General features: G+C 42.0%; 31 protein-coding genes, 1 pseudogene and 1 riboswitch. Of the genes and pseudogenes, 10 read left to right on the plus strand and 22 right to left on the minus strand.

Annotation, left to right across the window (positions count from 1 at the left end; translation table 11 throughout):
• From C509_RS24285 to C509_RS0118700, 15 genes and pseudogenes are all read right to left on the minus strand, one after another.
• A pseudogene (locus C509_RS24285) lies at positions 1-358 on the minus strand (diaminopimelate decarboxylase); the annotation flags it as partial.
• A 131-nt stretch (positions 359-489) separates the two neighbouring features.
• Positions 490-1,977: a spore germination protein gene (locus tag C509_RS0118635; protein ID WP_018708446.1), complete on the minus strand. Its 1,488-nt coding sequence runs from the start codon at positions 1,975-1,977 to the stop codon at positions 490-492.
• A gap of 27 nt (positions 1,978-2,004) precedes the next feature.
• Positions 2,005-2,427, minus strand: coding sequence for a stage V sporulation protein AB (locus tag C509_RS0118640; protein ID WP_018708447.1), 423 nt, complete (start codon positions 2,425-2,427; stop codon positions 2,005-2,007).
• Entirely contained in the window at positions 2,417-3,037 is a 621-nt protein-coding gene (locus C509_RS0118645; protein ID WP_026319966.1) for a stage V sporulation protein AA, read from the minus strand. Before C509_RS0118645 ends, C509_RS0118640 begins: the two co-directional genes overlap by 11 nt.
• 135 nt (positions 3,038-3,172) lie before the next feature.
• Positions 3,173-3,934, minus strand: coding sequence for an RNA polymerase sporulation sigma factor SigF (gene sigF / locus C509_RS0118650; protein WP_018708449.1), 762 nt, complete (start codon positions 3,932-3,934; stop codon positions 3,173-3,175).
• A gap of 12 nt (positions 3,935-3,946) precedes the next feature.
• Positions 3,947-4,387: an anti-sigma F factor gene (gene spoIIAB / locus C509_RS0118655; protein WP_018708450.1), complete on the minus strand. Its 441-nt coding sequence runs from the start codon at positions 4,385-4,387 to the stop codon at positions 3,947-3,949.
• A 2-nt stretch (positions 4,388-4,389) separates the two neighbouring features.
• The gene (spoIIAA, locus tag C509_RS0118660; protein WP_018708451.1) at positions 4,390-4,740 is read right to left on the minus strand and encodes an anti-sigma F factor antagonist; all 351 of its coding nucleotides are present in this window, start codon (positions 4,738-4,740) and stop codon (positions 4,390-4,392) included.
• Positions 4,741-4,849: 109 nt separating this feature from the next.
• Positions 4,850-6,016 carry a D-alanyl-D-alanine carboxypeptidase family protein gene (locus C509_RS0118665; RefSeq protein ID WP_018708452.1) on the minus strand — a complete coding sequence of 389 codons (1,167 nt, stop codon included), beginning with the start codon at positions 6,014-6,016 and terminating at the stop codon, positions 4,850-4,852.
• Positions 6,017-6,153: 137 nt separating this feature from the next.
• Complete coding sequence (gene deoB, locus C509_RS0118670) at positions 6,154-7,344, minus strand: phosphopentomutase (RefSeq protein WP_154654464.1); 1,191 nt, start codon at positions 7,342-7,344, stop codon at positions 6,154-6,156.
• Between the two features lie 90 nt (positions 7,345-7,434).
• Positions 7,435-8,328, minus strand: a complete 894-nt coding sequence (xerD, locus tag C509_RS0118675) for a site-specific tyrosine recombinase XerD (RefSeq protein ID WP_018708454.1) — start codon at positions 8,326-8,328, stop codon at positions 7,435-7,437.
• Between the two features lie 8 nt (positions 8,329-8,336).
• A complete protein-coding gene (locus C509_RS0118680) occupies positions 8,337-8,567 on the minus strand; it encodes a YqzK family protein (RefSeq protein WP_018708455.1) in 231 nt (76 codons plus the stop codon).
• 158 nt (positions 8,568-8,725) lie between these two features.
• Positions 8,726-9,208 (minus strand): ferric iron uptake transcriptional regulator, encoded by a 483-nt coding sequence (fur, locus tag C509_RS0118685; protein WP_018708456.1) that lies wholly within the window; start codon positions 9,206-9,208, stop codon positions 8,726-8,728.
• A gap of 105 nt (positions 9,209-9,313) precedes the next feature.
• A complete protein-coding gene (spoIIM, locus tag C509_RS0118690; protein ID WP_018708457.1) occupies positions 9,314-9,961 on the minus strand; it encodes a stage II sporulation protein M in 648 nt (215 codons plus the stop codon).
• Positions 9,962-10,062: 101 nt separating this feature from the next.
• Positions 10,063-11,226, minus strand: a complete 1,164-nt coding sequence (locus tag C509_RS0118695; RefSeq protein ID WP_018708458.1) for an endonuclease Q family protein — start codon at positions 11,224-11,226, stop codon at positions 10,063-10,065.
• A 1-nt stretch (position 11,227) separates the two neighbouring features.
• Positions 11,228-11,773 carry an NUDIX domain-containing protein gene (locus C509_RS0118700; RefSeq protein WP_018708459.1) on the minus strand — a complete coding sequence of 182 codons (546 nt, stop codon included), beginning with the start codon at positions 11,771-11,773 and terminating at the stop codon, positions 11,228-11,230.
• A 73-nt stretch (positions 11,774-11,846) separates the two neighbouring features.
• Between C509_RS0118700 and mciZ the strand changes: the two genes are divergently transcribed.
• The 6 genes from mciZ (at position 11,847) to C509_RS0118730 (ending at position 14,768) form a co-directional block, all read left to right on the plus strand.
• Entirely contained in the window at positions 11,847-11,984 is a 138-nt protein-coding gene (mciZ, locus tag C509_RS27560) for a Z-ring formation inhibitor MciZ (protein WP_018708460.1), read from the plus strand.
• A gap of 47 nt (positions 11,985-12,031) precedes the next feature.
• A complete protein-coding gene (locus tag C509_RS0118710) occupies positions 12,032-12,955 on the plus strand; it encodes an aldo/keto reductase (RefSeq protein WP_018708461.1) in 924 nt (307 codons plus the stop codon).
• A 233-nt stretch (positions 12,956-13,188) separates the two neighbouring features.
• A riboswitch (cyclic di-GMP riboswitch) is annotated at positions 13,189-13,275 on the plus strand.
• A gap of 27 nt (positions 13,276-13,302) precedes the next feature.
• Positions 13,303-13,428: an anti-repressor SinI family protein gene (locus C509_RS25740; RefSeq protein WP_018708462.1), complete on the plus strand. Its 126-nt coding sequence runs from the start codon at positions 13,303-13,305 to the stop codon at positions 13,426-13,428.
• A 90-nt stretch (positions 13,429-13,518) separates the two neighbouring features.
• On the plus strand, positions 13,519-13,839 hold the full coding sequence (locus C509_RS0118720; protein WP_018708463.1) for a helix-turn-helix domain-containing protein: 321 nt from the start codon (positions 13,519-13,521) through the stop codon (positions 13,837-13,839).
• A gap of 394 nt (positions 13,840-14,233) precedes the next feature.
• Positions 14,234-14,563, plus strand: coding sequence for a helix-turn-helix domain-containing protein (locus tag C509_RS0118725; protein ID WP_018708464.1), 330 nt, complete (start codon positions 14,234-14,236; stop codon positions 14,561-14,563).
• 19 nt (positions 14,564-14,582) lie between these two features.
• Positions 14,583-14,768, plus strand: a complete 186-nt coding sequence (locus C509_RS0118730; protein ID WP_018708465.1) for an anti-repressor SinI family protein — start codon at positions 14,583-14,585, stop codon at positions 14,766-14,768.
• Between the two features lie 41 nt (positions 14,769-14,809).
• Here the strand turns inward: C509_RS0118730 and C509_RS0118735 are convergent, their stop codons facing one another.
• Genes C509_RS0118735 through C509_RS0118745 form a run of 3 tightly spaced genes read right to left on the minus strand, consistent with a single transcriptional unit; the run spans position 14,810 to position 17,395 of the window.
• Positions 14,810-15,472 carry a 3-oxoacid CoA-transferase subunit B gene (locus C509_RS0118735; RefSeq protein ID WP_018708466.1) on the minus strand — a complete coding sequence of 221 codons (663 nt, stop codon included), beginning with the start codon at positions 15,470-15,472 and terminating at the stop codon, positions 14,810-14,812.
• Positions 15,473-15,488: 16 nt separating this feature from the next.
• Positions 15,489-16,178 (minus strand): CoA transferase subunit A, encoded by a 690-nt coding sequence (locus C509_RS0118740; RefSeq protein ID WP_018708467.1) that lies wholly within the window; start codon positions 16,176-16,178, stop codon positions 15,489-15,491.
• 23 nt (positions 16,179-16,201) lie between these two features.
• Positions 16,202-17,395 (minus strand): acetyl-CoA C-acetyltransferase, encoded by a 1,194-nt coding sequence (locus tag C509_RS0118745; protein WP_018708468.1) that lies wholly within the window; start codon positions 17,393-17,395, stop codon positions 16,202-16,204.
• A gap of 207 nt (positions 17,396-17,602) precedes the next feature.
• On the opposite strand from C509_RS0118745, the gene C509_RS0118750 reads away from it, so the two are divergent.
• The 3 genes from C509_RS0118750 (at position 17,603) to C509_RS0118760 (ending at position 20,413) form a co-directional block, all read left to right on the plus strand.
• Positions 17,603-18,256, plus strand: coding sequence for a 5-bromo-4-chloroindolyl phosphate hydrolysis family protein (locus C509_RS0118750; RefSeq protein WP_018708469.1), 654 nt, complete (start codon positions 17,603-17,605; stop codon positions 18,254-18,256).
• Positions 18,253-19,431: a toxic anion resistance protein gene (locus C509_RS0118755; protein ID WP_018708470.1), complete on the plus strand. Its 1,179-nt coding sequence runs from the start codon at positions 18,253-18,255 to the stop codon at positions 19,429-19,431. The genes C509_RS0118750 and C509_RS0118755 overlap by 4 nt, the downstream gene beginning before the upstream one ends.
• A gap of 79 nt (positions 19,432-19,510) precedes the next feature.
• Positions 19,511-20,413, plus strand: a complete 903-nt coding sequence (locus C509_RS0118760) for a hydroxymethylglutaryl-CoA lyase (protein ID WP_026319967.1) — start codon at positions 19,511-19,513, stop codon at positions 20,411-20,413.
• Here C509_RS0118760 and C509_RS0118765 read toward each other — a convergent pair.
• A complete protein-coding gene (locus C509_RS0118765; RefSeq protein WP_018708472.1) occupies positions 20,410-20,730 on the minus strand; it encodes an iron-sulfur cluster biosynthesis family protein in 321 nt (106 codons plus the stop codon). The two genes, C509_RS0118760 and C509_RS0118765, sit on opposite strands and share 4 nt — an antisense overlap.
• Before the next feature lie 120 nt (positions 20,731-20,850).
• Here C509_RS0118765 and C509_RS27565 point away from each other — a divergent pair, with 120 nt between their 5' ends.
• On the plus strand, positions 20,851-20,910 hold the full coding sequence (locus C509_RS27565) for a CDGSH iron-sulfur domain-containing protein (protein WP_083934627.1): 60 nt from the start codon (positions 20,851-20,853) through the stop codon (positions 20,908-20,910).
• Positions 20,911-20,999: 89 nt separating this feature from the next.
• On the opposite strand, the gene C509_RS0118770 is transcribed toward C509_RS27565, so the two are convergent.
• From C509_RS0118770 to C509_RS0118780, 3 genes are all read right to left on the minus strand, one after another.
• Positions 21,000-21,947 (minus strand): hypothetical protein, encoded by a 948-nt coding sequence (locus C509_RS0118770; RefSeq protein WP_018708473.1) that lies wholly within the window; start codon positions 21,945-21,947, stop codon positions 21,000-21,002.
• Positions 21,901-22,446, minus strand: coding sequence for an RNA polymerase sigma factor (locus tag C509_RS0118775; RefSeq protein ID WP_018708474.1), 546 nt, complete (start codon positions 22,444-22,446; stop codon positions 21,901-21,903). Before C509_RS0118775 ends, C509_RS0118770 begins: the two co-directional genes overlap by 47 nt.
• 265 nt (positions 22,447-22,711) lie before the next feature.
• Positions 22,712-24,109, minus strand: coding sequence for a purine-cytosine permease family protein (locus C509_RS0118780; protein ID WP_018708475.1), 1,398 nt, complete (start codon positions 24,107-24,109; stop codon positions 22,712-22,714).
• Between the last annotated feature and the right edge of the window lie 449 nt (positions 24,110-24,558).

Genomic DNA, 24,558 nt, shown 5'->3' on the forward strand with positions numbered 1-24,558 from the left:
CCATTTCCAGCTCTTCTTCGCTCTTATTATTTCCATGAAAATGAATTTTTTCAACCGGATATTTCGCAGCAATGGCCGTATACAACTCCCCGCCTGATACAACATCAAGGGAAAGTCCCTCCTCGTTGGCAAGCTGCAGCATCGCAATGGACGAGAAGGCTTTGCTCGCATAGGCGACCTGCGATTTGACCCCATGTTTTTCAAACATCTTTTTAAAAGAGCGGGCCCGGTTTCTGATCAATTCCACATCATAAACGTATAAAGGGGTGCCATATTTTTCAACCAATTCAACTGTATCGCATCCGCCAATTTCAAGATGGCCTTCATCATTGATCGATGCGGTTCCATGTAAGTGCATCTCTTTCCCTCCAAACGAACTTCTATAATAACAAAGCAATCGGATGATACCGATTGCTTCAACAAATTAACATAAATGAAAAATAAGTATGCATCATTTTACTATATTTTATGTCATTTTGCAATGGGATGTCACGGCTTGTTCTCAGGCTGGCGAAATCTATTGCGGGGATGGACGATACTCGGCCGCAGCCTACTGCCTGGAACAGGCCTCCTGATCAGGACTTGGATAAAAGCAATCGGATTGAACGGAATGAACGGCCACATATATGGCGCGTTTAGCGGTCGTAAAGAAACCAAATACAACATATAAATCGTACACCCCAGAATGAACCCTGGCACTTTAAACAAGGCAACAGCAATCAACAGAAGCATTCGAAAGATTTTATTCGCAACACTCAATTCATAACTTGGAGTAGAAAACGTTCCGATAGCCGCAATCGAAACATACAGGATCACTTCTGAATGGAATAGCCCGACATCTACTGCAATTTGTCCAATCAATACGGCAGCAATCAAACCCATAGCCGTCGATAACGGGGTGGGGGTGTGTATGGCCGCTATTCTTAAAAATTCTATTCCCAGATCAGCAATGAGTAATTGGATGATCAAAGGAACTTCAGATTCTTTATCGGGTCCGATATAAGCAAGTTTTTCAGGCAAAAGAGAAGGCTCCAATACAAAAAGAAACCATAGGGGCAATAAAAATATGGATGCCCAAATCCCAAGAAACCTAGTCCACCTTACGAACGTTCCCACTGCTGACGATTGCCGGTATTCTTCAGCGTGTTGAACATGATGGAAATATGTAGCCGGCGTGATCATCACGCTTGGGGAAGTATCAATAAAGATCAGTACATGGCCTTCCAAAAGGTGGATGGCTCCGACATCCGCTCTTTCCGTATACCGGACAAGAGGATATGGGTTGTACCCCTGTTTCATCAGATACTCTTCTATTGTTTTATCGGCCATGGATATTCCGTCGATATCAATATTGGAAATTTCCTTCCTGATCGTTTCAATCAATTCCGGGTTTGCCACACCCTTGATATATCCGATCGCAATGTCCGTTTTTGAACGTTCGCCGACTTTAAACATTTCAAATCTTAAATTCTCGTCCCTTATCCTTCTTCTTGTCAGAGCAGTGTTAACAATGATATTCTCTACATAGCCATCCCGTGATCCCCTGACAACTTTTTCGGTATCCGGTTCCTCTGGCTCCCTCCCAGGGTAACTTCTAACATCGACAATCAGAGCTGACTGCTGGCCTTCGACGACGATTCCCAACAATCCGGACAACACTTGGTCAGCCATTTCATCAAGTGTTTTTACAACTTCAACCGATTCGTGGACAAGTCTGTTCTGGATAATTTCAAAAACATTTCTGGATGGCCTTTCCCGTTCATTCAAATTAACAAGCTCTTTAATTAATTGAATGATAAACTCTGTATCACAAAGACCGTTTACATAATATAACTGCACCTCAGTCTTTAATATCACCAATTTCCTTTGGCCGATATCAAAACTTGTTCCCAGACCTACTCTGTCTTTAAAGTAATGCTCCAATCGTTGCAGATCCTCTGGAATTTCTTTGAAGTTTTTCTCTGCTTTTTTCTCCATTCAGACAGCTCCTTTCCACAGGCAGTATCAGTAATTCACAAAAATCAACCATTGAAATAAAGAACCTACCAATTTTCCCATGACTAGAGCCATCAGCAGACTAATGAGCATTCCCTCCATCCCGATCCTCTTCGATAAAATCGGCAATACATTCAGTACTTCAGTAAGAGCTGCTGCAAGCATGCCGATGAATATCCCACTGGCAAATCCAATGGGAATCAAGATAGCGGCACCAACCGGAATGGAGTAGTTATTCAAATCAGCAAAACTGGCCAACACAACGCTGATAACAACCGCCCATTCATAGGAATGAATATACTCACCGGTTTTCGTGAGTTGCGTAAGCCGCGGTATCACGCCAAGTACGGTTAAAAATGCGACAAATCCTATACCTACGGCAATGCCTCCTGATAAGCCTGTAAATATGACTGCAACAGTTTTAATGATCATCACTGTATTTCGTACTCTCTTTGTGCTTATTCAAAACAACATATTGATCAAGATCCTGCTGATAATTAAACATCTCTATTTCCAATGGACTGGGCTCCTGGTTGATCCTTTTCTTGAATAGATGATTAAAAAAAAGAATCATGCCTAGCCCAAGGCCAAGCGAATAAGGAATCTGGACAATATATGGAGTGGAATTCATCTTCCCTGTCATCATCCAGTAAATCTTCTGATGCATCGTTTGCATACTTGTTTCCTCATGGAAATTCATAATAGCCATGCCGGACCCAACGAAAAGCAAAAGCCAAACGAGAACAAATAAAAAGGAAGGAGCTGTCTTCCTCTTTTTCACTATTTCAAATATCGTTTCCGAAGGTCCGATAACTTGGATTTCCGCATCAGGATACCGGCTTTTTATTTTATTGATGACATTCATGACATCCAAGACAATAAACTTTTTCTCAACTTCAGAAGTATTCGAAAGTACAACCAATTCCTGAAGATTACTCATTTCCTCCGGGACAATCACTTGTGCCATGTCACTCAGCCTCACAATGGCACCCTTTTTAATTGTCAGGCGGTGTTTCATTTGAATATAAATCGTATTCTCCATCATTCCACATCCCGCATTGCTGTTTGTGTATTCTCTATTATGCTTCATTCCATTTACAGCCATTCATTTATTTATGAGAAGGCAGCCTCCTTATCCTCTGAAAGGAAAAACATAAAAAAACGTATGGATTCCCAGCTAAGTGGTATCCATACGCTCTTTCATCTGTTCTAGTATTTTCTTTTCCAGTCTCGAAACCTGGACTTGAGAGATTTCCAGGCGTTTTGCTACCTCAGACTGTGTCTGGTCTTTATAATATCTCAGATATACAATGAGCCTTTCCCGCTCATCAAGCCCTCGAATCGCTTCTTCAAGCGCAATTTTATCAAACCACTTATGTTCACTATGATCTGACAGTTGGTCCATCAATGTAATAGGGTCGCCGTCATTTTCATACACTGTTTCATGTATGGAGGCCGGGGTGCGCCCAGCGTCCTGAGCCATTATGACTTCCTCTAATGACACCTCTAGATGCTCTGCAATTTCCGAAACGGTAGGTACCCTGCCATGTTTCTTCGCGAGCTCATCTTTTGATCTTCGGATTTTATTGCTGAGTTCTTTTAATGAGCGGCTCACCTTTACCGTGCCGTCATCGCGGATGAAACGTTGAATTTCCCCTATAATCATAGGAACGGCATAGGTGGAAAATTTGACATCATATGAGAGGTCAAACTTGTCAACTGATTTCAGCAAGCCAATACTTCCTATTTGAAACAGGTCATCGGGTTCATATCCTCTGTTGAGGAAGCGCTGAACCACAGACCATACAAGTCTCATATTTTTTTCAACAAGTATATCTCGGGCTTCCTGATCTCCGTTCTGACTTCTCCTGATATATTCCTTTACTTCATCGTCTTTCAGAAATGATGTGTTCGAGTCTTTTTTAAGTTCCACATCCATAGGCGCGGCTCCTTAATTGCACAACGCTTTATTTTTCGTTAAATACTTGATTAAGCGTATGGTTGTTCCTGTCCCAGGGTGAGATTGTATTTCCAAGTGGTCAGTGAAATTTTCCATAATTGTAAAGCCCATGCCTGAACGCTCCATTTCCGGTTTTGTTGTAAATAACGGCTGCCTTGCTTCGTCAATGTCAGCAATGCCGACCCCCGAATCTTTAATGACCAGGTCGACTTTTCCATCTTCAATGACTGCAGAAATATAGACAATCCCTGTCGGATTTTGCTCGTAACCGTGTATGATTGCATTCGTAACAGCTTCAGACACCACTGTCTTGATTTCCGTCAGCTCGTCTAAATTTGGATCCAGCTGGGCTATGAATGCGGCGACTGTCACACGGGCAAACGATTCATTTTGGCTGAGTGCACTGAACTGGATTTGCATCTCGTTTCTCATTATCAGGCAACCCCCAATCTTTCAAGCGCAAATTTTTCAGAAGACTCCAAGCGGACGATTTTGAATAGACCCGACATTTCAAATAATCGTTTGACTGGTGGGGAAATGGAACAAACAACCATTTCTCCCTTCTTCAATTTAATTTGCTTATACCTTCCGAGGATTACCCCCAGCCCGGAGCTATCCATAAAAGATAGCTTTTCCAGGTTCAAGACGATATGCAAAATATCGTGAGCCTTGATTGCCTCGGTGATCCGCTCCCGCAAGTGTTCCGCCGTATGATGGTCCAGTTCGCCGGAAAGCCGGATGCATAGAACGTCTTGCTTCACTTCCAAATCAATCTTCAATCCCACATGCACAGCCTCCTTATGTGTCGTATAGTGAGTCAATTCTATCTTCATGCACCCGAATCCTTCTTCATGACAAAACTAGAACCTATTCGCTAAACTTATTGAATTTTCATCATTTTGACTGAGTAAAAATCCCGAATGATCTTTTATATAGTTGCCACCACGATGCTTTCTTTACATTTTTTTCTGCAACTAAGTCCGACTCTGCCAGTTTCTTTCCATCCTTTTTAATGATGATCTTTCCAATTGTTTCACCTTTTTTGATTGGAGCTTTTAAGTTTTTATCAAGTTTCAGTTCAGTGGAGAAATTTTTGGCTTCCTCCCCCTTTTTCGTCAAGAGGGAAACCGGTTCGCCAGTCTGAGCATTGATTTCCTTTACATCCCCTTTGCTAACTTTTACTTTTCCGAGGTTCTCTCCTTTTTTGTAAAGAGAGTGGGTGGCATACTGAGAAAATGCATAATCAAGCATTTTTGTAATCTGTGCATTCCTGCTTTTCGATGTAGGTGCACCAAAGACGACCGCAATGACGCGCATACCCTCTTTTTCCGCTGTTGCTGTTAGACAGTATTTCGCCTCGCTTGTAAAACCTGTTTTCAAGCCGTCGACCCCTGGGTAAAACCGGACGAGTTTATTTGTATTGACGAGCCAGAATTTCTTCTCGGAATCCTCTCTTAAATAGGATTCATATAGCTTCGTAAAATCAGTGATTTCCTCGTGTTTCAATAATTCCTTCGCCATGACTGCCATGTCATGGGCTGTACTGTAATGCTCCTTCGTAGTCAAGCCTGTTGTATTTTGGAATTTGGTATTTTTCAGGCCCAGTTCTTTTGCTCGTTCATTCATTTTGGCAACAAAGGCCTCCTCACTACCCGAAATCTTTTCTGCCATGGCAACGGAGGCATCGTTGGCTGAAGCGATTGCGATTCCAAGCAGCATATCTTTTACAGTCATTTCTTCACCAGGCTCTAGAAAAATCTGGGAACCTCCCATCGAAGCAGCATAGTCACTCGCCCGCACTTTTTCATCCATGCTAAGCTGTCCGCTGTCTAGCGCTTCCATGATGAGGAGCATCGTCATCACCTTTGTCATGGAGGCCGGCGGCAGTTTTTCATGGCTGTTCTTGTCATATAGAACCTTTCCTGTATCCCTTTCTATTAAAATCGCCGACCGAGAATCATCCGACAGCTCTTTTTGCTTCTCCTCTGTCGCGAAAACGTGCTGGTCTGCCAAAGTGAATATCAGCAAGAAAGAAAAAAATATACCGGCTAACCTTTTCATCAAAACCCCTCCATTTGTATGATAAAAAACGGTAATGTTTACCAACTATCACCATTGTCTCCTGGAAAGGTTTTTTTATACTTTTTTTATAAAAAATGCCTTGCGGACTAAACACCGCAAGGCCTATGATTTTTCTATCAACTTTCAATCGTTAAATCGGAAAGGAAGCTATCTCCTGCGCCCTTCCAGTCAATGCCGAAATTATGCGCGATCGTTGCACCTACATCGGCAAATGTTTTCCGGATCGGCAGCTCCCTACCGCCATTAAAACGTTTTGAATATACTAGTAGTGGCACGAATTCCCTTGTATGATCCGTCCCATGGTGGGTAGGATCATTTCCATGGTCAGCCGTTACAATCAATAAATCGTCTTCTTTCATTCTCTCAAAAACCTCAGGCAGTCGTTTATCGAACTGTTCAAGTGCAGCTCCATATCCTTCGGGGTCCCGTCTGTGACCAAATTTGGCATCAAAATCGACGAGATTAATGAAACTGAGACCAGTGAAATCTTCTTCCATTATCCGAATCAACTTGTCCATACCATCCATATTGGAATTGGTCCTGATGGATTTCGTAATCCCTTCTCCATCATAAATGTCATGGATTTTTCCAATGGCTATTACATCTAAGTCATTGGATGACAGCTCATTCATTACTGTCCGATCAAATGGCTTCAAGGCATAATCGTGACGATTGGCCGTACGCTGAAAATTTCCGGGCGATCCTATAAATGGGCGTGCAATCACCCGTCCGACCTTAAATTCCTCGTCAAGTGTAAGTTCCCTCGCTTTTTCACATATATTATACAGTTCCGTAAGCGGAATCACTTCTTCATGTGAGGCAATCTGCAAAACGGAATCTGCTGATGTATAAACGATCAATGCCCCTGTTTCCATGTGTTCAGGGCCAAGCCGTTCTATGATTTCTGTCCCGCTTGCAGGTATATTTCCAATGACTGACCTTCCAGAAGCCTCTTCGAGACGTGTGATAAGCAATTCGGGAAAACCGTTGGGAAACACTTTAAACGGGTGGCTTGTGATCAGTCCCATAATTTCCCAGTGGCCGGTCAGCGTATCTTTTCCTCTCGATGCCTCCTGCATTTTTGTATAAAAGGCAAGAGGCTTTTCAACTTTCTCTACCCCTTTGATTTCTCTAATGTTCGATAAACCGAGGCTCCCCATATTTGGCAAATTCAAACCGTCTATCTTTTCCGCGATATGGCCCAGCGTGTCAGCGCCGATATCATCGAAATCCTTCGCATCCGGGGCTTCGCCTATCCCTACTGAATCCAAGACTATCAAGTGAACCCGTTTATATTGAGAACTTATCACAATCATCCCTCCATATCCCATTATTTTTCTAATGGTACCATACCCGTTTAAATACGTTAAAAAAACCGCTTTTGAGAGTAAGCGGTTTTAGGCGCGCGGGTGATATAGTTTGTAAACATCTTTCAATCTCGATTTGGAAACATGCGTATATATCTGTGTAGTTGAAATGTCTGAATGGCCGAGCATTTCCTGGACTGCACGCAAATCTGCTCCATTTTCGAGCAAGTGGGTTGCGAAGGAATGCCTTAATGTATGGGGCGTCAATTCTTTTTCAATATTTGCCTTAGCCGCAAGTTTTTTCAAGTTTTTCCAAAACCCCTGCCTTGTCAACCTTTTGCCATGATGATTTAAAAATAATGCATTCGTCCTATTTTTTTCTTTCCGGAGCTTTGGCCTGGCGTCTCTTAAATAGTGTTCAATCGCTCTGGTTGCTTCCGTCCCGATTGGAATGATCCGCTCTTTATTTCCTTTTCCCCTGCACCTGACAAAACCGATGGTCAGATGTATGTCATCCAGGTTCAAATCCAGAAGCTCGCTGATCCGCGTACCTGTCCCGTATAAAAGCTCCAGCATCGCTTTATCGCGAATCCCAAATAGAGTGGAAAGGTCCGGGGCTTCAAGGAGAGATTGAATGTCTGATATGGAAAGGATTTTCGGCAGATTCTTTTCTAACTGCGGTGTTTCAATATGTATCGTGGGATCGTTCCCGACTACCTTTTCACGTAAAAGGAACTGATGGAACGATCGTATTGATGCAATATGCCGGGCAAGCGTTCTACTGGATTTGCCTTCACCCTTTAGCTGCCCCAAAAATTGAATAATATGCATACGAGAGATGTCATCAAAACGGGTGATTTTCAATATGTTTTGAATATAGGCAAGATAGTTAACCAAGTCACGTTCATAAGCCTTTACTGTGTTCTGGGACAACCCCTTTTCCACAACCATAAAATGAATAAAATCCTGCAGACGGTCTTTCATTTTCTTCCCTACTCCCCATTCGAATAAAAAAACAACAGGCGGGAGAGCCAATCACTCTCTTCATCACTCTCATGCTGCTGAATCACTTTGACAGCCGTTCCTTCTGGCTCGTCGTATCTCCGGTAATTTTCATACTCCTGGCTAACCCATATAATACCATAGTAGAACATAATCGTACATGCTGCAAAAAGCAGAAACACCCTCAGTACCTGGAATATCAATCTAGCAGTATTCCTCATCTCATCAAACCCTTTTCAAGTATTCGGTCTGCTTGTACCAGTAATACATGATATGCAATAATTGTCCATGTTTATACGTAAAGGGATATAAATTTGATGGTGAAGGATATGTCCTGCAAAAACGCCCACCCTTTTAAAATAAGGATGGGCGCTCAATTTCATTTATCTTTGCCGGCTGGCGGTTCTTTCCGTTCATTCTCCACTTTATCGTGACAACGCCAACAAATGCCATGAAATGTCAGCCTGTGATCTTTAATTTTAAAATTAAAATCATGTTCAACAATTTTTTCAACATCTCCGAGAAGATCTTCCTGTATTTCATCGACCGTTCCGCACTCGATACATATAAGATGGTGATGAAAATGATCGGCACCTTCCTGCCGCAGATCATATCTGGAAACCCCGTCTCCAAAATTAATTTTGTCGACCACTTTCAATTCAGTCAAAAGTTCAAGGGTCCTATATACAGTTGCAAGACCGATGTCCGGAGATTTGTCCTTGACAAGCAAATAGACATCTTCCGCACTCAAATGGTCGTCCTCATGTTCAAGCAACACCCTAACCGTGGCTTCACGCTGGGGAGTAAGCTTATAGCTTGCGGAATGCAATTGTTTCTTTATGCGATTAATGCGACTTTCCATCAGACGGTCCTCCCTCGCCACTATCCATTTTATTATAACAGACAGTGAATAATAATCAAATTAAAATTATTATAAAAATGGGAGGTTGACAATCGAAAATGACTATTATCTAGTGATGGAAACGATGATAGATTTCATCAGTGCCGGAGCTACGAATGCCTCAATGCTCGCAGCAAGTGTGATCACGGCCATAGCTGCTATAAAAGACAAGAAATAACGTGCAAATTCCGGAACAAAGTGAAATGAGAAACCCTGTCTTATAAATATTTTTCTCATGAGTTTAATTGAGAATGCTGTTGAAATGACAGCGATAAAAATGTATACGGGTATGAACAGCAGATTTTGGGGCAGCAAGGTCACAAATGCAAGAAGCAGGCCATGCCAGCCCATTTGATTTACAAGAAACCCGACAGAGAATCCCACAACTACCCCTTTTAAAAATAGCAGAATCAAAATCAAAGGAAATCCAATGATTGAAATCCCAAGCACCCACATTAATCCAGTAAATTTCACATTATGAAAAAAACTGAGTTTTAACAAATCTTCAGCCTGCCCGGTTTTTCCATCCGCCACTTGTCCAAAAAAATGATTCAAGTAATGAAAAAGATCTTCCTTCTGTGCGATTGACAGACTATTGACAATGACTGCTCCAAAAATGATGCCCATGATGAACAGTACCATGATGAATGAATAGATGGGAGAATAGGTTTGAATGTGTCGAGTAATATGGCTGGTATAGAATTTTTTCCGCATATGCTGCTTCCTCCTGTTCTGCGATTGATACATCTTATGAGAGAAAAGCAATGCATATGACTCGTTTCTATCTATCATTCATTATTTTTCAGTATCCTCTATCATTTCGCAACTTTTCCGTAGCGTCCTCCTCCTCCCTGCTTCAATTGCAATTCTCCTGCTCTGGCTTTTACAATCAAACCAGCCAGTTCGGAATTAACTACCTTCTTTAATTCGTCTTCAGACACCCGATGCAGAATATTCATTTCTGTTCCGAAATGACTGTACAGTTTATCCATGGTTTTTGCTCCAAGCCCAGGTATAAAGTCGAGCGGTACTTGATGGGTATAGGGGGGCCTTTCTAGAGGGTTCTGAATTCCTTCATCAGCAAGCTCTGAAATTCTCTCGGAAACCCCTTTGGTGAACTTCTCAGACCCACAGGTCAAACACGTGTCCCCTTCTTTCAATGTTAAGCACCTAGTACATGCCGTTCGGTAATATTTTCCCAAGAAAGGATTGAGGCCGTAGTTCTCATCAATTTTATTGCCATCTACACCAGTCAATGCTTTTTTGACAGCCGAGAATGTGGGGCCTTCCAAGGTCATTAATTGATATTCCCTGGCCATCTTTGGCAAAGAATGGGCATCGGAGTTCGTTACGAAAGTATACCTGTGCAGTTCCCCGATCTGATCAGCCATTATCGTATTGGAGCTCAGGCCAAGTTCAATCCCATCTATCAATTCTGGATTTAAAACTTCTGTCAGTGATTGCTTCACCCCTTTGCCGTATAAGCTTTTAAATGGTGTGAATACATGTGCAGGGATGAACAGGCCGCCTAATAACTTCACTTTCTCTTGAATATTGACTGCTTTTTCATATACCCTCTGTGTACTGAGCTGAGAATTCGTCACTCGCTTTGAAAGCCACGAGGAAAAGTCTTCTAATTGCTCAAAACCGGGGAAAAAGGCAAGCAGGTGAATCGGACCGCTGCAGCTCTCATCCAAAACTTCCATTTCTGTTCCCGGAAGTAATGTTACTTCATTTTCAAAGCGAAACCCACCTTCTTCCATTTCCATTAGCCGGCCCTCTTCACAGAGCTGTTTCATCTCCACAATCACTTCGGGTGAATGGCAGTCGATGACCCCTACAATATCCAGCCCCTTTGGGAACCTGGCTGTTTGTAATATGTTGGTCAGAGTAAGGCTTTTTGCTGCTGTGATTTTTACTGGTTTTCCCGAAAAAGTCCTGCCTATATGGATATGCAGGTCCACGAAATATTGATCCATGTTATTTTTTCTCCATTAATTGCAAGTACTGGATGGCAAATATTGTTTTGGCATCATAGATTCTATCATTTTCGATACATACAAGCGATTCCTCAAGTGAGAGCTCAACCAATTCAACAAATTCGTCATCATCAGCCTCCGCCGGATTTTCCACTTTTTCCAGCTCAGTAGCCAAATAAAGATGAATGATTTCATTGGCAAAACCAGGTGATGTGTAGAAGGAAGAAATGTATTCCATATTTCCGGCACGATAACCGGTTTCCTCCTCAAGCTCCCTCTCCGCAGTGACATCCGGATTTTCCCCCGGCTCTAATTTCCCTGCAGGAATTTCAAGCAACGATCTTTCCAAAGGCTTTCTAAACTGTTCTACCATGACAATTTTGTTGTCATCCGTCAATGCAATCAGGCCTACAGCACCAGGATGACGGACGATCTCACGCTTCGACAACTTCCCATTTGGAAGCTCAACCTCATCCACCTGTACACTGATGATTTTTCCTTTAAAAATTTGTTCTGTACTTACTGTTTTTTCTTCGAACTTATTCACCTTTCTTCAGCTCCCTGTTCTATTTCAATTCCCGATAATCATACATTTTACCATACATCGAGGGGGGATCATGATGAGAGTGACTATTAGTGAAAATCGTATAATCTTAGTTGGGAAAGCATGGGAGATCCAAGCTCTGCTTCGAAAATACTCCAAACAGCATAGGCTGCTAAAAAATTGGTTGGATTCCTGCACATTGATTGAATATTAGGACCGCCTTCGGATAGAATGGAAAAAATGAGGAAAGGCGGAATATGAATGGAAAAACGCAGGCTTGGAACATCGGATTTATCCGTATCGAAAATGGGTCTCGGCTGCATGTCTCTTGGTACGGATACCGCAACTGCTGAGAAAATCATTAAAACTGCGCTGGATGAAGGAGTCAACTATTTTGATACTGCTGATTTATACGATTACGGGGTCAACGAGGAAATAGTAGGAAAATCCCTCGCTTCCGTACGCGATCAAGTGATCATCGCCACGAAGGTCGGAAACCGCTGGACTGAAAAGAAAGACGGCTGGAGATGGGATCCATCTAACCATTATATAAAAGAAGCGGTGAAAAAGAGTCTTGAGCGTCTGGGTACAGATTACATCGATTTATATCAACTGCACGGCGGGACCATTGGTGACCCAATCGATGACACAATCGAAGCTTTTGAAGAATTGAAAGCCGAAGGTCTGATCAGACATTACGGGATTTCATCCATCAGGCCCAATGTCATTCGTGAATACGCGTCCAAGTCTTCCATTGTTAGTGTCATGATGCAATACAGCCTTCTGGACCGCCGTCCGGAAGAGATTATGCCTTTATTTGAGGAAAGTGGTATAAGTATCGTGACAAGGGGCTCTCTAGCCAAAGGCTTACTAAGTGATAAAATGCTGGGAATGAAAGATGGGCAATGGGAGGACAAAGATTACCTGGATTATTCTTCAAATGATGTCAAGGAATTGATAGAGAGCATTCAAGCAAAACTCTTACATGATAACAGGTCCTTGAATGAATTGGCGTTCCAATTCAATCTGGAAAATAGGGCAGTTGCGGCAGTTGTTGCAGGAGCCAGTACAGTCGAACAAGTGAGAGACAATGCCCGTGCTGTTAATTCCCCTGCCTTATCAAAAGAAGAGTTGGCGTTTTTACAACTGATTACAAAAGAGAGCCGATATACTGATCATCGTTGAAAATTTTTTCATCAAATTTTTACCTTTTTTCTAATAATTCCGCATATATTTTGTTCGCTAATTCTAGTATAATGGTAATATCGAATCATAAAACTCTTTTACCACAATTTTTTAGGGACATCTCGACATTTTTTTCATGAATATGATCAGGATTTAGTTCGTTTCGCCGCTTTTCGACAACGACATTTTTTTCATGAATATGACTTTGGAAACACTTATACTAAAATGCAACTTAGTGAAAAAGGCAAATCTGTTCGAAAGTCAGAGACGCAAAGCCACAGGCCTAAGGTTAATTTAACTATGGCAGCTGGGTTACCCGAATACATTCGTATTTATGGGAGGTAGCAATGAAAAAAACAGTCGTAACGAAATCGGAGGAACTGGACAAGGAATGGGTAGAGCTTATATTATTTGCACTGGGCGCTGGAATCAGTCCACAGGAAATTAAGAAATTCTTTAAAGAACGCCAATAATACATAATAGTACCCGTCAATCGGGAATTTTGCTCTATTCATAACTTTTTATTTTGTGTTATAATGGTCAAAGAGTAGGTGACTATGTAGATGATAGGTCAACGAATAAAAGATTATCGGCTTCAAAAAAAATTATCGCTGTCCGAGTTGGCTGACAGAGCGGGTATTGCCAAATCTTATTTAAGTTCAATCGAACGCAATATCCAGTCCAATCCGTCCATTCAAATATTGGAAAAACTTTCATCTGTGCTGGATGTCCCCGTCCATGTACTCCTTCACGGAGAAACGGGAGAGATCGAGTTGGATCATGATTGGGAAGAACTCGTTCGTGAAGCAATGTCTTCAGGCATTTCGAAAGAAGAATTCCGTGAGTTTTTGGAATTCAATAAATGGAAAATGAAGAACAAATGAACGTTCATGGCGATGTTTTCGTCTGAACGTTTTTTATTTTTATAGAAAATATTAAACGCTGGCCCCATTAATCCCTATCTTGCTCACATCACTAAAGTACGAAAAAGCTCCTCCACAAGTGCAATATCAATACACTGATACTATTCCCAGTTCTTTGTAAATGCTTAATAGAACTCCTCTATGCTTTTTGTATTTTTGTTCTTTATGACGAATTTTAAGTATCAAATAATTTTAATTTTTTATATAAATTTCATTTAGTTTGATATTTTCTTAATTAAGAACGAAAATCTCCCGAATGCAATCGTTTTCTCTTCTTTTCTTGCTATACTTCAACTTTATTAAGAACGATATATTTTTTATAATGAACATACCGATTGAAAGGTGGTAATGTTATGTGATCGGGTTTCACATTAAAGAGCTCAGAGAACAAAGGGGGTTTTCACTTTCAAAACTTGCAGAAAAGGCAGGCATATCAAAATCCTATTTAAGCTATATAGAACGGGATATGCAAAAGAATCCTTCTTTACAAATCCTCTCCAAAATTGCCCGCCCACTTGGAATCTCTGTTGATCAACTTGTCCAGGATAGCATCCAAAAAGAGATCAAACTTGATCAAGAATGGCAATTACTCATACTAAAGGCAATCCAAGCCGGTATGAAAAAAGAGGATTTTCTAGAATATTATGAGTACATTCAATTTAAAAACCGCCAAAAAAAAAGATAAGGTCCTAAGGGGGATACATATGGGCGAGTACAAAAGGGTCAACAAATATCTTAACGATTTGGACCATGAATGGGTTATGCTAATGAGAGAGGCAAAGCAACTGAAAGTAAAGAAAGAAGACATTCGATCATATTTTAAAAAGATGAGAAATGAACAGGCACATCAAGGTTCGGACAATGATTTAATTGATCCAATAAAAAAGTAACAATAGTCAGCCTGGTTTCTAAAAATACCAGGCGGACTATTTTAATAGGCATCCACTACTATATCCTGACTCATTTCCAGTTCCGGCTCCGTGGATTGTATAATATCATCAACGGTAAATCCCTTTGCCACTTCCTTCAGTACCAGACCATTCTCCTTTACATCTATTACAGCACGATCCGTAATAATTCTGTCAACCACCTTCTTGCCTGTCAATGGCAACACACATTCGTTTAAAATTTTCGGATCGCCGTTTTTGTTGACATGCTCCATGATGACAATGATTTGTCCGGCACCATGCACAAGGTCCATCGCTCCCCCCATGCCCTTGATCATTTTACCGGGAATCATCCAGTTGGCCAAGTCTCCATCTTTTGAAACTTCCATTCCGCCCAGTATAGCCAGGTTCACATGCCCTCCTCGAATCATGGCAAACGATTCGGCACTGTCAAAATAAGCGGCTCCAGGAATAGCCGTAACTGTCTCTTTTCCTGCGTTGATTAAGTCGGCATCCACTTCCGGATCTGTCGGATATGGGCCGATACCGAGCAGCCCGTTTTCCGATTGAAGCACCACCTGTTTATTGTCCGATATATAGTTGGCCACCAAAGTCGGCATACCGATTCCAAGGTTTACATAATACCCGTCCTTTATTTCCTTTTCCGCCCTCCTGGCAATCTTTTCCCTCACTGCAGCTTTACTCAATTTGACAACCTCCTTCCTATTGTCTGACCGTCCTTCTCTCAATCCTTTTTTCAAGTTCTCCCTGAATTATTCCCTGGATATAAATGCTCGGGCTATGAATGCAATCAGGATCCAACTCACCTACCTCCACTAAGTTTTCAACCTGTGCAATAGTCACTTTCCCCGCAGCTGCAATCATTGGATTGAAATTCCTGGCAGTCTTTCTGTAAATGAGATTTCCCATCCTGTCTCCTTTCCAAGCATTGACAAGGCTGAAATCTGCTGTCAGCGCCTCTTCCAGTACATATTCCTTTCCATTAAATACGCGAATTTCTTTATCTTCCGCAATGGGTGTACCGACGCCGGCAGGTGTGTAAAAAGCTGGAATTCCCGCCCCTCCCGCACGGATTTTTTCTGCAAGAGTCCCCTGTGGAGTCAACTCAACTTCAATCTCACCTGCCAATACCTGACGTTCGAACTCCTTGTTCTCCCCTACGTATGAGCCGATGATTTTCTTGATCTGCTTGTTTTGAAGAAGAAGGCCAAGTCCCCATTCATCCACTCCACAGTTATTTGATATGACGGTTAGATCTTTTACTCCCTTGTCGACAAGTGCCATGATAAGATGTTCCGGAATCCCGCATAGACCAAATCCTCCAACCATCAAGGTGGCCCCGTTGCCAATATCTGCCACTGCATCTTGAAACGTCGAAAAAATTCTCTTCATGCCATCAAAACCTCCCTTGGTCATTATTGTTCTGCCAATTCGACGATGGTTGCCACTCCTTGGCCACCGCCGATGCAAAGCGTTGCAAGCCCCCTTTTTGCCCCTCTTCTTTTCATTTCATGAAGAAGTGTAACTAGTATTCTTGCTCCGCTGGCACCAATCGGATGTCCTAGTGCAATCGCTCCTCCATTGACATTCAAAATGGACTTATTAAAATGCAATTCTCTGTCCACTGCAAGAGATTGGGCTGCAAATGCTTCGTTTGCTTCTATAAGATCCATATCCTCCAATGACAACCCGGCCTTTTGAAGTGCTTTTTTTACAGCTGATACAGGCCCGATTCCCATAATTCTCGGATCAACTCCGGCATTGGCATTGGCACTGATATAAGCAATTGGTTTGACACCGAGTTCAATCGCTTTTTTTCTTGACATGACGACTACAGCTGCAGCTCCATCGTTAATACCGGATGAATTTCCGGCTGTAACGCTGCCTTCCTTTTTAAAGGCAGGCCGTAAGGCTGCAAGCTTTGCAGCAGTCGTACCTTTGCGTGGATATTCATCCGTATCAAAAATGATAGGGTCACCTTTTCGCTGCGGTATTTCAATCGGGACGATTTCTTCTTTAAATCTGCCTTCTTCGATCGCTTTAACCGCTTTTTCCTGGCTTGATACAGCGAATTCATCCTGCTCTTCCCTGCTGATACCAAATTGCTCGCATAAATTTTCTGCCGTGACACCCATATGATAATCGTTGAAAATACAGGTAAGCCCGTCGCTTACCATACTGTCAACAAGGTTTTGATCACCCATTTTGAATCCTTCCCGGGCATTCTTCAAAAGGTACGGCGCCTGGGACATATTTTCCATCCCACCGGCAACAACTACTTCCGCCTCCCCTGCCAAAACAGCCTGCGCAGCGAGGTGGATTGCCTTTAAGCCGGATCCACATACTTTATTAATCGTCATGGAGGAAACGCTTTCAGGGATGCCCGCCTTTATCGCCGCTTGCCGCGCCGGATTTTGCCCCAAACCTGCTTGGAGAACGTTACCCATTATGACTTCATCCACTTCTTCCGGTTTTACTCCCGCTCTATTAATTGCCTCTTTGATGGCTGCCGCTCCCAAGTCGGGAGCCGGCGTATTCTTCAATGTTCCTAGAAAACTTCCAATTGCTGTCCGAGCTGCGCTGACGATCGCCACTTCCCGCTGACTCATTTTCTTTAGCCTCCTTTGAATAATTCCTATTCTAACTTTTTCGTGAAAAGTTACAGAAATCCTCTATTTGACAAATGAATCGGTGAAAACCATCACTCTTTGCCTTTCAATAAATCCTTTGATTCCTTATAATAAAGATAGTGAAACTTCTACGGCTGACAATCGTATAAAAGGATAAAAGCAAGTATGGACAGGAGTGGATACAGCTTGAATTCGTTTTTTTCTTTTTTTCTGGGTATGTTAGCTACTGCTGAAGCAGTTCTCATATGGCTTATTTTGTTCTTGGGCTTTGATTTGGGTTTCCTCCCCTCTTCGGGTCTCTCGATTTTGGCAAGCATCTTGACATACTACGGGGTCAAGTCCGTTTCAAACTACCGTTTTTTAAAAAAGAACGGATTGACGAGAAAAGAATATGCCTATATCCAAAAAAATTTACAGGAAGCCAAAAAGAAGATGGCGCGTCTGCAAAAGTCATTTTTTTCCGTCAGGACAATGGGTGCATTCAAGCAGTTGTATGAGCTAAACAAGCTTGTCAAAAGGATGTATTCCATTGTCCATAAAGACCCTCGCAGATTTTACCAGTCAGAGAGGTTCTTCTTCTACCATCTAGACTCGGTTGTCGAAATATCTGAGCGATATGCACGGCTGGCTGCACAGCCCGTGAAAAACGATCAAATATATCTATCGCTGAAAGAGACGCAGAGTACACTCGAAGATCTGAATGAATCCATCAAGAAGGACATTTACCAAGTATTGTCTTCAGACGTGGATGATTTGCAGTTCGAGTTGGATGTCGCAAAACACTCACTGAAAAAATTGGAATATCACCCCCTCGATGACGAAAGGAGTACTAAAGAATGAGTGAACCGATGAATGAAAAAGTATTGAAAGATGAATTTACTGACGGATTGGATGACTTGCTCGCCAATCCGTTCGGGGAGCAGGAGCTCACCCTTCAACCGCAAATGGAGGAGCCCGCCGCTCCGAAACCGGTCAAACTTGTGGATGCCCTGCCTGAAGAGAGCAAAAAAAGAGCGTTGGATCTTGCAAAGCAAATTGATCCTACAAATCATCAGGCAATCATCTCATATGGAACACAAGCACAGTCACAGCTCCTGAATTTTTCAAGCTCTATGCTGGATCACGTTCAAAATAAAGATATTGGGCCGATTGGCGATATATTGAATGAATTGATGGGAAAACTGAAATCAGTTAATCCCGAAGAGTTGACACCCGAGAAAAAGAACTTTTTATCTAAAATGTTTGGAAAAATATCTAGTTCAATCCAGGAAACGATGTCAAAATACCAAAAAACCGGCGCCCAAATCGATCGGATCAGCGTCAAGTTGAACCAATCAAAAGATGTGCTTATTTCAGATATACAGATGCTTGAGCAATTGTATGAGAAAAACAAAGAATATTTCCATGCATTGAATATTTTTATAGCTGCAGGCGAGCTGAAGCTTGAGGAAATTCGAACAGAGACAATTCCTGCCCTGAAGAAAAAAGCCGAAGCATCAGGAGACCAAATGGCGTTTCAGGATGTAAACGATATGATTCAATTTGCCGACCGGCTTGACAAGAGGTTGTATGACCTTAAATTAAGCAGACAAATAACGATTCAAAGTGCCCCTCAAATCCGGATGATCCAAAATACGAACCAGGCGTTGGCCGAAAAGATTCAGACATCGATCGTAACAGCCATCCCACTTTGGAAAAACCAAATTGCGATTGCACTTTCCCTCTTCCGTCAGCGGCAGGCTGTTGAAGCACAGAAGCAGGTATCGAAAACAACGAACGATTTGCTTCTTAAAAATGCTGAAATGCTTAAGTCCAATACCCTAGAAACTGCCAGAGAAAACGAACGCGGCCTTGTCGATATTGAAACGTTGAAAAAAACTCAGGCCAACTTAATCACTACGCTGGAAGAAACGATCAAGATCCAGGAAGAAGGCCGGACAAAACGCGCCCAGGCCGAGCAGGAACTTGTTACGATGGAGAACGAATTGAAGCAAAAACTGCTTAGCTTAAAATGAACAAGGTCCTAGTATAATATAACAACAACCACGAAAAGCCGGACTCGCATAGGTCCGGCTTTTCTGGCTATAGGAGGGTATTTCTTTGAACTTGCCAACTAAAGTGACCATTATTGAAGTCGGTCCAAGAGACGGTCTCCAAAATGAACAAAGTTTTGTGGATACGGAAGTGAAAAAAAATTTCATCCGGCAATTGGCGGCTTCTGGAATCAAAGAGATGGAAATCACATCTTTCGTTTCTCCCAAATGGGTGCCGCAAATGAGTGATGCCGCTGAAATTGTTCAAGCCGCTCCTGCCGGGGCAAGAAGCATCGTCTTAGCCCCAAACCGCCGTGGAGTTGACAGAGTGCTGGATACTGCCTCCAAGGCGGTTGCATTATTTGTAGGCGTCAGCAACACTTTTAACAAGAAAAACATTAATAAGCCGACAAAAGAAAGCATGAAAGAATTAAGACCCATCATCTCCGAACTCAAGAAGAAAGACTTTTTTGTCCGGGCTTGCATCTCCACCGCTTTTTACTGTCCGTATGAGGGAAGAATCCCAGAAGCCGATACATTATCGCTATGCAGAGAATTCGTTGAAGCCGGTGTGGATGAGCTGAGCGTCGCAGACACAATCGGCATGGCTGTACCAACGGAATCATTTTCACTTTTTTCCCTGATCAAAAAGGAGCTACCGGAACCCATGGTTACGGCTCATTTCCATGATACAAGAAGGACCGCTCTAGCCAATATATTTGCCGCCCTTCAAGCAGGTATCGACCGATTTGACACATCAGCAGGCGGACTTGGCGGCTGCCCTTTCGCCCCTGGAGCAAGCGGCAACGTGGCAACGGAGGATGTTGTATATATGCTGCATCGCATGGGGATTGAAACCGGAATCGATTTGAATAAGCTGAGAGAAGCGATTGATACGATCGCTCCTGCCATCTCCAGGCCAATTGATACCGGTTATTATCAATTGACCGGAAATTCCGACTAGTCGAGCAGGCTCATTCGGCCGTTTAATATTTCATTGGGACTGACGAGTTGGAAGGTATGACTCTTTTCAGAAAAATCAATTTCAAGCTGATCATCCAAAAAAATAAGCTTGGACTGCTCCACCCATATGGGCATTTCATTCGTATCCACTGATATTTCATCACTCCCCCTCTCCTGTTTCCCCATAAGTCTGAGGGTGGGAATGGCACTGAGGGAGCAGCCATCGATGTCATACATCAGCTTCAGGTCGAGATCTCTGCCTGCAAGCTTTTTTTTAATGTGATCAGCAGCTTTGGAAGTAAATGTGATGTTTATCATCATTTATTCATCCTTTCTATTCCTCTTTTGGTGGTTTGCTTCTCCTTATTTGAAACCCCCTACTATTTAAGGGATTTCGTTTTCAAAAAGGGAGGCAGCGAAAGACGGAGATGAGAAAAAATAATTTCTTTATGCAGATGCGGTCCTTCCGGCAAAAAGCCTTTTTGTGACAGTGCATGAGGGAAATTTTGTATTTTGTGCATCAGGACTGAAAAAATAGGTAATGATTTAATCAAGAACATAAACGAAAGTTCGGCTGCGTTCTCGTTTCAGTTTTCAAATCTTTGGGTCTTCTCTCCGTCAATTTTTAACATCCAGTACCCTTTTTCCGGAAATGACAATTTTCCTGCATATATATATACCGGACTGTTTGATAAACCATCGATATGTTCCGCCTCTTGCACAAAAGTATGTTCAGACACTATTTTTCCGTCCTCACCTAATAATTGTACGTCAATTTTCTTTTTATTTTTCCCCAAACTTTCTATCGTCATGTCAGTTTCCTTTAGAATCTCCATTTCTTTTGGAGATTTTTCAAGTATATAGTTTTCCGTTTTCGGGAATGGTGGCAGGACTTCTAATGAAAACTCATCAAATAGTTGGCCATCCACATAAAACGAGAGCTGCCATAACCCTTCATCAGGAAAAGGAGTAAATTCCGTTAATACATGGGCATCATCATCATTAAGACCCATCAACAATACACCTTCCGATAGCATTACACTCTTATTATTATTTGCCGCTTCTATTTTATAATCCTTCCCGGCAAGTTCTTCAGGATTCCCCCAAAATAAAATCATCAACTTGGCAACCCTTCTAGCATCTTCCGCAACGAAATGGTCAAAGACGTTCAAAATTCCAACCTTTCCTTCAATTCCAAAGACTTCCTGCTTTGTATCCGGTAGTGTAAAAAACCGTCCTTTTTCTGCATATTCCTTATCCAAAAAAGTTTCTTCCATATTGACCATGGAGGATTCCATCTCAGAAGATTCCTTGTTCATTGCAAGTTCCTGAATTAATTTTCCTCTAAACTGCGAGAAAACCAGGATAAATAAAATCACTAAAAGCGAGACGAAAGTTACAGCTGGTTTAAAGTTTTTTTCTTTATTAGGGCGGTTTTCCTGTAATTTAAATAGTATAGTTAGCCGCTGCTCTTTCGATAATGAATATTTAGGAAGACTCTTTAGACTTTCTTTGATTGGCTCTGTTTCCCTCACAAACAAACCCCTCCTCTTCCAATAATTCCTTCAGTTTTTTCAATGCCCTATGATAAGTGACGTTCACTTTGTTCGAGCTGCATTTTAATATTTCACCTGTTTCCTTTGAAGACAGTTCCAATATTCCTCGCAATATCACCACTTCCTTTTGCTGAGAAGAAAGCCGCTCAATGGCATCATATAACTGCTGCTGTTCCAGGTTTTGAATGATAATTTCCTCCGATCCGGGAACCTGCCCATGTCCCGAGGCGAAATAATGCTTAATCCTCCGCCATACTCTTTTTCTTCTATAACGGTCTATCACGATGTTTCTTGCAATGGCTATTAACCAAGTTTTTGGGTTCGAGTCCCCTTTGAATTTGGATATTTTATTGATTGCAATCAGAAAAGTGTCCTGAACCAGGTCTTCCACGTCCGTAAACCCTGTATAATACGTAAGGAAACTTGTAATATCTCGCTCATATTTTTCAAACCAATCTTCAATTGAATATTCCTTCACACCTTCCCTCCTCTCCTCTACATATTAGACGATCGGGAGTGGATTATCTTACATTGTTTAGAAATAATTTTTAAAAAACGCCTTAGTGTTGGTAAAGAAAAAGAGAGGCTGACCAATACACAAGGGAATTAGCGGGCATTTGGGAGTCATTGCAATCTATCGCTGGAAAAAAGGTCGCAGGAACTTGAGAAGCATGAGGTTTCAGCGATCTTTTGACTATAACAAAAACACGCGGAGACCCTTTCCCCGCGTGTTTCCCTATTATTTAATTTGTTTTCAACATATCGGACTTTTCTCCCTGCTTTATATAGTATTTTCCTTTAGTCATGACTGCCAGTGCAATGGTTAAGAAGAAGGCTATGATCCCTGCAAAAAATGCAGCAAACCCTTCCAGGAAGTTACCCATTAAACCAAAGGCGGCAATGGTCCCGATAACACTGGAAATAATGAGGGAAATTACTCCAACCGGATTCCAGGCATATAAATATTCCTGACGGTATTCAAAATAATCCGGACCAATTTTCAATACTTTTTTAACAACGAATGCATCACAAATAACTATGGCTGCCCATGCGAATAAGAAGACTCCCTGGAATGTCAATAACGGGCCAAGGTGGTCCATTACCCCCAACAACATGGATACCACTGCTGCTGTAGCTGTAAAAAACACCCAGAAATTCCTCCCTGGTTTGAAACGGAAAACATTTTCAAAGAAATTGGCCAGTGAAAGTGATCCGCTGTAAAGGTTGGTGATATTGATTCGCAATTGAGTAAGGATTGTAAATAAAGCCCCAAAAATTCCAATCAATTGTACAAAATAGATTCCAGGGTTCTCCTGCATGAAACGTGCACCAAACCAAATGCCAATCATCCCCATAACAAAAAAGCAAACAAGCGCCGGGATAAAGCCCACCATAAAAACACCCATCTTAAATTGGTCCGGTTTTATAAATCGTGCATAATCCGAGATAAGTAAAGCTATAATTCCTACCAGGCCATTCATAATACCGATGCAAGTAACAAGTGACGCACCACCGACAGCCATACCCTCTGGAAGCACGCCCCAGAGACTACCTGCATATGCAGGCTCAAGTTTTGCAGCAACTACGATCCCTGCCCCCATCAAAATGACGAACAGGGGGAGCGTCCACTTTTGAAGTTTATCGAGCTGTTTCACGCCAAACCAGTTAAATGGAACAACTGCAAATCCGAAAAATATCATCAAACCCCAAACGGGAATCCCGGGAATATATTCATGGACTGCATATGCCATGATTGCCCCTTCGATCGCACAATACATAATAAAGTTCAAAGCATAGATAAGGGATGTGATAGACGCCCCGATATAACCGAAGCCTCCCCCTCTGGCCATCAAGTTCACATTCAGTCCGGACTTACCTGCGATATAGGCGATCCCAATCCCTAAAGTCCCTGCAACGATGGTAGCATAAATCTCAGCAAGTAAAGCGTTCATTGAACCGAAACTCACCGTCATCAGACTTCCCATCTGCATGAACAGCATAGCTGTAGCTACCCCTAGGGTCACGTTCGTGATACTCCACCAATTCATTCGATAATGCTCCGGTACTCGCTCCAATGCATAATCCTCTTTTTTCTCTTTCTTCTCTATTGTTTTTCCATCATTTTCAATCACTTCCGCCACAATCTTCCCCCCTTAGTTTCCATAGAACCTTATCCAACTGACAACTTTTAGATCCTTCCTCCTTCCCACAAAATAATCGTAACCGCTTACACCGAAGAGCCGTCTGACTCTTTGATGAAAGAATATAGAGCAAAAAGCATACCAACCTGATATATATTCCTTAATTTTTTTAAAAAATAACAGTAACCTTTTATTTATCTGGTAAATAAGTAGTAGAAATAGCTATATAGTAATAGGGAATTCTACTTTTCCACCGGAGAGATTGTTCAATTTCGCAATTCCTTTTGCACTTTTGCAAAAAATCGAATGCTTTTATTCACCCTGGGGAAATTGCTGAAAGTAAAAAAATGTAAACTAGAGAACCTTTATTCATGTTTTGCACATCAATCAATGAACTGAAACTGTTCGATATGTTTTATCAAAACCGGCAGAAAATATACCGTTACTCT

This window comes from Siminovitchia fordii DSM 16014 = CIP 108821, assembly GCF_000374565.1.
Taxonomy (GTDB): domain Bacteria; phylum Bacillota; class Bacilli; order Bacillales; family Bacillaceae_C; genus Siminovitchia; species Siminovitchia fordii.